The sequence below is a fragment of the Acinetobacter kyonggiensis genome (genome assembly GCF_900107285.1).
In the GTDB taxonomy this organism is placed as follows: Bacteria; Pseudomonadota; Gammaproteobacteria; order Pseudomonadales; family Moraxellaceae; genus Acinetobacter; species Acinetobacter kyonggiensis.
Genome location: NZ_FNPK01000022.1, coordinates 38,127 through 45,190, shown reverse-complemented (window position 1 = coordinate 45,190; position 7,064 = coordinate 38,127). Strand labels below are relative to the sequence as shown.

Sequence of the window (7,064 nt, the reverse complement as noted above, 5' to 3'; positions counted from 1 at the left end):
TCAAAGTTAAGATGATGGTATGACAATTTTATATACTCCATAAACCCTTTAAATTAATTAGGTGGTTTATGTCGCACTTCAAGTTTTACTCTGCCTCTTTTGATGAATGACGAATTGGACGTGCCATACGAAGTGGCCATTCTGCCTGTTCTGGCAAAAACTTAAGTAAATCTAAAATGGTTTTACCATGATCACGCACAATATTTTGACGAATATCTCGAATGCCTGATAACTGGAAGTGATTGCATGGATTTTTTTCGACCAAGTCAATCATGGTTGAACTTTTCAGAATAAAACTACGTGGATAATTCAACGCTTTTACGATCTGTTCACGCCATGCGGCTAATTGTTGTAACTGCATCAATTGACGGCGTGAATGACGATAATTCCCAATATCATGGTAAAGCCGTTCTAACGGCGTTTCTTGACCAATTTCATAAGTCAAATGACGGCAATCTTCGAGTGCAAAATCAAGTAAATATTTATCAGCTAATTCATTTTGAATCTTATTGGACAAATTCATCAAATACAGTACATCATTGGCTGCATAAGCGAGTTGTTCTGGACTCAGCGGACGTGCTAACCAATCAGATCTCGTCTGATCTTTATCAATATCAACATTCAGCATTTGTTTTAATGCATTTTGATAGCTCACTTGCAATCCATGTCCCAAAAAAGACATTCCGACTTGAGTATCAAAAACATTGGTTAAAGTTTTTTGCTGTGCATAATGATAAATTAAATCGATGTCTTCACTACAGGCATGAAATATATTTTGCTGTGCTTGAAATAATTTTTCCCAGAATATAGACAAATCTAAACTTGCCCCATCAAGTAAAAAAACTTGATCTGCAACATTAATTTGAAATACACCCAATTTAGGCCATAGGGTATCTACTTTGATGAATTCTGTGTCTAATCCATAAATGGACGTTTGACTCATCAAATGTAAAATATTTTCTAAGTCTGGTTGTTGCTGAATGAATTGAAACATATTACTGAGTCTAAAATCAGATTCTCTTTAAAAGCATATTAACCTATATATAACATTTAGATATAACAAATTTTACTTCTATAGCATCTATTCACTGTGTTTTTGGCATTTAAATGAAAATACAATGAGTTTTTATATCTTTTTTATATAAGTTTAAACGTGATTAATACACCTTTTACCCATCTTTCAATATTACATAATGAATGAAATAAGGAGCATTGCACTTATTTCATTCGCATTCGATTATGTACAGCTTGGCTTAGAGTATGACTATCCACATATTCAAGTTCTCCCCCTTGAGGAACCCCTTGAGCGATTCGCGTCATTTGCACAGGTAAATGCTTGGTGGCTTCAACCAAGTAATGGGCTGTTGCCTGACCTTCTACTGTCGCATTGGTTGCTAAAATCACTTCTGCAACTTTACCTTCATTGAGTCGCTGCACCAAATATGGAATGCCTATCTCTTCAGGGCCAATACCATCAAGCGGTGACAAATGTCCACCTAATACATGATATTTACCACGAAAACTACCACTTTGTTCAATCGCCATCACGTCCGCAGGTGATTCAACCACACATAAAATTTGATCATCACGTTCATGTGAAAGACAAATATCACAAATTTCATTTTCAGTCAGCGAATGACAAACGCTACATTCATGAATATAGGTCGTTGCTTCATTTAAAGCATGTGCCAACCCTATCGCACCTTCTCTATTTTTCATGATCAGGTGTAATGCCATACGCTGAGCCGATTTCGGCCCAACGCTTGGCAATATACGTAAAGCTTGCACCAGTTGATCAAATCGATCACTAAACACTAAACGTATTCCTTAAAATAAACCTGCAAGACCTGGTGGTAAGCCCATACCAGAGTTAGCAGCTTTCATTCTTTCTTCAGAAACCGCTTCAGCTTGACGCGCAGCATCATTCATTGCAGCCGCGATTAAGTCTTCAATCATATCGGCATCATCTTGAAGCAGTTCAGGACTAATTTCGATACGCTTTACCACATTACGGCACGTCATAGTAACTTTAACCAAACCACCGCCTGCTTCCGCATGCACTTCAGTTTGAGCAAGTTCTTCTTTTGCCTTTTTCATGTTGACTTCAACATCTTTTTGCATACGCTGAGCTTGTTGCATTAACATATTAATGTTCATAAAAATCTCCGAACAAATAAATTCTAAATCAATATCTATAAATTAAATTAAGTCTAAACCACGACTAATATCGCGGATAATATCATCAATATCTTCCAAACCAACAGAGACGCGAATTAAACCTTCACGAATACCCGCTGCTTCTTTGGCATCGGCTGAGAGTTTACCGTGAGTTGTGGTCGCTGGGTGAGTAATTGTTGATTTTGCATCACCTAAATTACCCGTAATTGAAATAAATTGGGTATTGTCGATGACTTTCCAAGCCCCTTCACGACCACCTTTGACTTCAAATGATACAATACCACCAAAACCTGTTTGTTGTTTCGCAGCAAGCTCATGTCCAACATGTGCTGGTAAACCTGCATAGTAAACTTTTTCAACGTTCGCATGCGTATCTAAGAATTCAGCAAGTTTTTTCGCACCTTCAGAGTGTGCTTTCATACGTAAACGTAACGTTTCCAGACCTTTTAAGAATACCCAAGCATTAAATGGGCTCATTGAAGGACCAGTGGTACGCACATAACCAAATACATCTTCAAGCAGTTGGTGATTCCCTACTACAGCACCACCTAAAGCACGACCTTGACCATCGAGATATTTGGTTGCTGAATAAACCACTAAATCTGCACCAAATTTAATCGGTTGTTGCAGAACTGGTGTACAGAAACTGTTATCAATCGCGAGTAATGCACCATTGGCATGTGCAATATCAGCCAAAGCCTGAATATCTGCAATTTCAGACAGTGGATTAGATGGAGATTCAACAAACAGTAACTTGGTTTCAGGCTTAATGGCATTTTTCCATGCCGCTAAATCTGTCAAATCAACAAAATCAACACTTACACCAAATTTAGCCACGTATTTTTCAAATAAAGATACGGTTGAACCAAACACAGCACGCGAACAAATAACATGGTCACCCAATTTTAGATACGACATTGCAACAGCCATAATTGCAGCCATACCCGTACTTGTTGCAACAGCCCGTTCAGCCCCTTCTAAAGCTGCTAAACGCTTTTCAAACATGGCGACAGTTGGATTGGTAAAGCGTGAATAAATATTTCCCGGTTCTTGACCTGAAAATTTAGCTGCCGCCTCTGCTGCATTTTCATAAACAAAGGATGAAGTGAGGAAAATTGGCTCACCATGCTCACCTTCAAAACTACGTGTATGACCTGTACGAATGGCTAAAGTGTCTAATTGGTATTCAATGTCGTCTTGTTGGCTCATCTTTATTACCCAGTCCTGAGTTGCCGTTGCGAATAATTGCCAACATTTTGAGCGTCTATGGTATTTAAGGTCAAGGTATAATGCATAAATATCGCCTACACTTCGATCAATCCACTCTTGGGCGAGTACAAGCAGCCATGCTTCACGTTAAAAATAAAATTGCAAAACATAAAAATAAACTAAAAAACTTATCAACCCGTTTGTTTGATTCAAGCTCGCTGGTTTTATCGCAAACAACGGCGTATGACGTTATTGCCGAATATAAACAAACGCGTATTCGTTATTACGCATCACCCAATAAACAATATAAAGAACCGCTGGTCTTTGTTGCCCCGCTTGCAATCAACATGGCCATTTATGACCTCTACCCTTATCGCTCATTGGTCAAACATTTTCAGCATAGTGGTTTTGATGTCTATTTGGTGCAATGGGGACAATATAACTATAAAGATCGTTTTTTAAATTTTATGTCTTTTATTGATGATGCCATTCCCCATTGTATCGAGCAGATTCGTAAGCACTCAAACAGTGAAGAAATTTCATTACATGGTTGGAGCATGGCAGGTATTTTCGTGGTGCTCTATTGTGCTTTGCGGCAACCCAATTTTGTCAAAAATTTGATCGTATTGGGTAGTCCTGTAGATAGTTATGCCTCTGGTCGTACCGGTAAACTTTTTCAAAAGGTGAATCAACTTATTGCTAAAAATAAAACACTACAAAACAAAATTTATTCTGAAACTGTGCCAAAAAGCTTTATTCACACCTCAGGCTTACTTAATGCTATTGGCTTTAAAATCATTGATCCAAAAGGTTGGTTTCACAGCCAAAAGCGGCTTTTTTTGAATTTAGATAACACTCAAGCCTTATACGAACATGCCACCATGGGGAATTTCCTCAACAAAATGATTGATTATCCTGGTGGCATCAATCAAGACATGATTTTTAATGTTTGGCTACAAAATCCGCTGAAAAATGGCGTTATACAATTACAAGATAAGAATATCGAATTAAAAAATATTCAATGCGCTTTATTGATTGGCGCAGGTCGTAGCGATCAGATCGTATCGGCAGAGGCTGTTAAGCCTTTAATTGAATTGACAAATAGCCAAGATGTCACGTTTACTCTTATCCCCGGTGGGCATTTAGGCCTAATGTCGAGCCAATCAAGTGCAAATGAGTTCTGGCCATTGATGACCACTTGGCTAAAACAGAGATCGAGCAAAATATAAAGGATATACCATGATTCAGTCAGTTGCATTTATCGGCCTAGGTGCTATGGGTTACCGCATGGCAGCACATTTACCTCAACATTTTGATACGGTATATGTATGGAATCGTAATTTTGAAAAAGCCAAACAACATGCAACTGAATATGGCACCCAAGCAGTAGAACTTGCGCAAGCCGTTCAAGCCGATGTTATTTTTTCTTGCTTACCGACCAGCAAAGATGTTGAAGAACTGATTGCCACTGTAACAATAAAATCAGGTTCCATCTGGATAGACTGCACCAGTGGTGTACCTGAATCTGCCAAAAATCTAGCAACACAATTAAAATTACACAATATCGACTTTCTTGATGCACCTGTTAGTGGGCAAACCATTGGTGCAGAAACAGCAACTTTAACGGTTATGGTTGGTGGCGAATCGGCTGCTTTTGAAAAAGCTCTACCTGCGATGCAAGCTTTTGGCAAACTGATTAAACATGTGGGGGGTTCTGGTGCAGGATTTTCAGTTAAAGCTGTAAATAACATGCTTTTGGCCGTAAATTTATGTTCTGTTGCAGAAGGTTTTACCGCCCTTAAAGCCCACGGTGTAAACCTGCATGAAGCCCTTGATTGTATTAATGCCTCAAGCGGAAAAAGCGGTGTGACCGAAACAGTTTTACCGCAGCGCATTTTAAACCGTAGTTTTCCACTGACCTTCGCACTACCATTATTAGCCAAAGATACAGGTATTGCATTAGACTTGGTTCGTGAAGCGAAACTCTCTGCGCCTGTCATTGCTTTAACTCAAAGTTTAATTCAAGCTTCTAGCGATTTATCAGAAAAAGACAGTGACTTTTCCAGTGCTGTAAAAATGTATGAATCATGGAGTAAAATTACAATAGAATAAATTTTACAATTACAATCAAATACTTAGGGATACACTGTATTTTCAAGGCGTAAATAAGGTGTAATAAAAAGCTTCTTTAGTTAGAAGCTTTTTTTTGCAATGGCTTTATTGCACAAAGATTTAATTCCTCAAATTTAAGATACAGCTCTGGTCTGAGGTTTGCCTAACGCAGTGTATCTTGGTTTCAACCAAGCCCTCCCAATCGATTAGAAATTATAAGGCTTTTACTATTTTTTCTTTTGAGTATTTCACTAACTTAGCTCTTTTGTACTTAATAAATATTGCCATTATATCAATTCTTACAAAGAGCTTTTCCCCTGCATTTAAGATAATGACTATTATACGAAACGCACTTTTTACAACCCAATTAAAGTGTCTATATCTACATGATATCACTACCTTAATGTGCTAAAACCAAATAACTGCATACCACCAAATTTAAGAAAAAGCCCGATAACTTGCAAGAGTTATTGGACTTTTTCTTTATTAAATTAAGTGTTAGCTAATAATTTTCAAAAAATCACTCTAATGCTGATTTGATTTTTCCATAAACTTGCTTTAACTCAGTATTTTTCTCGAACTCAGGATTATTAGAAAATTCTTTTCCTAAATATTGATCCAATATAGCTAATGATTCTTTATTCAAACTGCTAATCGCAATGTTTCCATCTTCTTTTAAATTAAAAGAAATTGCTTTATTTAAATCATCTCTAGTAGATTGAGACATATTACTTTGTATAAGACTCTGAAGTTGAGTCGTATTATTATCTGATAAAGTCAACTTTAAGACATTATTTACGTAGCTTAAACTAGCCTGTGTATTAGTATTCGCTGCTTGAATAATATCTGGAATAACATCAATCCCAGTAGACTTACCATATTCATAAAGTATTTTTGTGGCCATATCACTTAAATTTTGGGCTTCGCTTCGACTATTGATTGATCTTAATTCCGATCTTAAGGTATCAACAACTAGCTTATTATTTGGATTCTGAGGACTAATATCTATGGAGTTTATAATTTCTAATAGATCATGGCGTGAATTTGCACTCTTTTCACCCAAAGAAGAAATATCACCATAGGTCTTCATGATCTCAGGAATTAAATACGGATTTCTTAGATACATTAAATTATCTTTAATTATTGCTTTAAAGGCATTATCGTCCCCAAGCCAATTGTATTCTTTGAACATACTCCATAGTATTTTAGCTTTTTGATCAGCACTCAATTTATTGTTTTTCATTATATTTGTATCAATTAAACTAGAAAACTCACTTAGATAATTTTGAATATTTTCAGGATTCTGCGCCAATATTGAGTGTGTATCTTCTTGTTTGAAAGGAGCCTTTTCAATAAAAGCTTTGAGTAACTTCAATGGGGCTATCATATCGGTGTTGTTGGAAGATGTCTGAATACTTTGTTCCGCACTATTCTCACTAGAATTACTTACACTTTCTTTCTGAAGTTCAGCAATGGACTGACTATTATTTGGCTTAAGATAAAAATAAAGAGAAATTAAAATAATTAAGCATGCTATTAAAGTAAAAATTAATTTTTTCAAAACT

General features: G+C 36.7%; 6 protein-coding genes and 1 pseudogene. 2 read left to right on the top strand and 5 right to left on the bottom strand.

Annotation, left to right across the window (positions count from 1 at the left end):
• Positions 1-94: 94 nt before the first annotated feature.
• The 4 genes and pseudogenes from BLV99_RS14440 to BLV99_RS14425 form a co-directional block, all read right to left on the bottom strand.
• Positions 95-994 (bottom strand): annotated as a pseudogene (locus BLV99_RS14440) (ribonuclease D); the annotation flags it as partial.
• Positions 995-1,218: 224 nt separating this feature from the next.
• Entirely contained in the window at positions 1,219-1,815 is a 597-nt protein-coding gene (gene recR, locus BLV99_RS14435; protein ID WP_086163949.1) for a recombination mediator RecR, read from the bottom strand.
• A gap of 12 nt (positions 1,816-1,827) precedes the next feature.
• Positions 1,828-2,157, bottom strand: a complete 330-nt coding sequence (locus tag BLV99_RS14430; RefSeq protein WP_004651845.1) for a YbaB/EbfC family nucleoid-associated protein — start codon at positions 2,155-2,157, stop codon at positions 1,828-1,830.
• Between the two features lie 42 nt (positions 2,158-2,199).
• Positions 2,200-3,387 (bottom strand): O-succinylhomoserine sulfhydrylase, encoded by a 1,188-nt coding sequence (locus BLV99_RS14425; protein ID WP_092691960.1) that lies wholly within the window; start codon positions 3,385-3,387, stop codon positions 2,200-2,202.
• A 137-nt stretch (positions 3,388-3,524) separates the two neighbouring features.
• Here BLV99_RS14425 and BLV99_RS14420 point away from each other — a divergent pair, with 137 nt between their 5' ends.
• Both BLV99_RS14420 and BLV99_RS14415 read left to right on the top strand, forming a co-directional pair.
• A complete protein-coding gene (locus BLV99_RS14420) occupies positions 3,525-4,616 on the top strand; it encodes an alpha/beta fold hydrolase (protein WP_092691963.1) in 1,092 nt (363 codons plus the stop codon).
• Between the two features lie 10 nt (positions 4,617-4,626).
• Complete coding sequence (locus tag BLV99_RS14415; protein WP_092691958.1) at positions 4,627-5,499, top strand: NAD(P)-dependent oxidoreductase; 873 nt, start codon at positions 4,627-4,629, stop codon at positions 5,497-5,499.
• A gap of 520 nt (positions 5,500-6,019) precedes the next feature.
• Here BLV99_RS14415 and BLV99_RS14410 read toward each other — a convergent pair.
• Positions 6,020-7,060 carry a hypothetical protein gene (locus tag BLV99_RS14410; protein ID WP_244516327.1) on the bottom strand — a complete coding sequence of 347 codons (1,041 nt, stop codon included), beginning with the start codon at positions 7,058-7,060 and terminating at the stop codon, positions 6,020-6,022.
• Between the last annotated feature and the right edge of the window lie 4 nt (positions 7,061-7,064).

Coding starts and splice junctions, on each gene's coding strand:
- BLV99_RS14415 (WP_092691958.1), top strand. CDS start 4,627: ATGATTCAGTCAGTTGCATTTATCGGCCTAGGTGCTATGGGTTACCGC.
- BLV99_RS14420 (WP_092691963.1), top strand. CDS start 3,525: ATGCTTCACGTTAAAAATAAAATTGCAAAACATAAAAATAAACTAAAA.
- BLV99_RS14430 (WP_004651845.1), bottom strand. CDS start 2,157: ATGAACATTAATATGTTAATGCAACAAGCTCAGCGTATGCAAAAAGAT.
- BLV99_RS14425 (WP_092691960.1), bottom strand. CDS start 3,387: ATGAGCCAACAAGACGACATTGAATACCAATTAGACACTTTAGCCATT.